The sequence below is a fragment of the Clostridium sp. ATCC BAA-442 genome (assembly GCF_964239415.1).
GTDB lineage: Bacteria > Bacillota > Clostridia > Oscillospirales > Oscillospiraceae > Flavonifractor > Flavonifractor plautii.
Map to the genome: position 1 here is coordinate 1 of NZ_CAXSQB010000112.1, position 773 is coordinate 773.

Genomic DNA, 773 nt, shown 5'->3' on the forward strand with positions numbered 1-773 from the left:
TGTCGGTGTTGAAATACTCCTCCAGGTTCTTTTTGCCGCAGGCGGACAGGGTGAGCATCATGGACAGGGCCAGGCAGGCGGCCATGGCAAGGGACAGAATGCGTTTTTTCATTTGGTTTTCTCCTCTCAGTCGGATGATATGGCAATGCAGATCTCCTGCACAGTGCCCGAAGGCAGGCATCCAAAGGCGGACGCCGCGGCGGGGCCGCGTATTTTGGGGGAGTTGAACCGGGTAAGACGCGGCGGAGGGGGATCCGGGAACAGAACGGCATACAAGGAAATAATTCTACTGACAGTATAGCACAGCATGGGTATATATTCAACACCTTGTAGATAAAAATAAAACCAAATGTTTTTTGCCATTCGATAAAATAGGGTAGCAGGCTAAGGGCGGAGGTTGGATGGATGAAAGACCTAGGGGAGCGGATCAAGGAATATCGGACCTCAATGAAGATGACCCAGGCCGATTTTGCCTGCCGTCTGGGGGTGACCGGAGCCTCTGTGTCGGCCTACGAGAACGGGACGCGGCTGCCCTCCTATGATATTCTGATTCGGATTGCGAATATTCTTGGAGTGAGTACCGATTCGCTGCTGGGGCGGCGGGGGATGGGCAGCGTTACCCTCGATGTAAGCAGGCTGACCCAGGAGCAGAGAGGTATCCTTCAGAGAACAGCAGACCTGTTTGCCGATTACAACCGTCTGTCGGGCGGCGGCGTATCCGGGGAAAAAGAGGAGCAAAAGGGGGGCTGACAGTTGTCAGCTCCCCGTTTTGG

1 protein-coding gene is annotated in these 773 nt (G+C 54.6%); it reads left to right on the top strand.

Features of this window, described 5'->3' with window-relative positions; genetic code table 11:
* The first annotated feature begins 405 nt into the window (after window positions 1-405).
* Window positions 406-750 carry a helix-turn-helix domain-containing protein gene (locus tag ACESY8_RS19695; protein WP_498794970.1) on the top strand — a complete coding sequence of 115 codons (345 nt, stop codon included), beginning with the start codon at window positions 406-408 and terminating at the stop codon, window positions 748-750.
* Window positions 751-773: the final 23 nt, after the last annotated feature.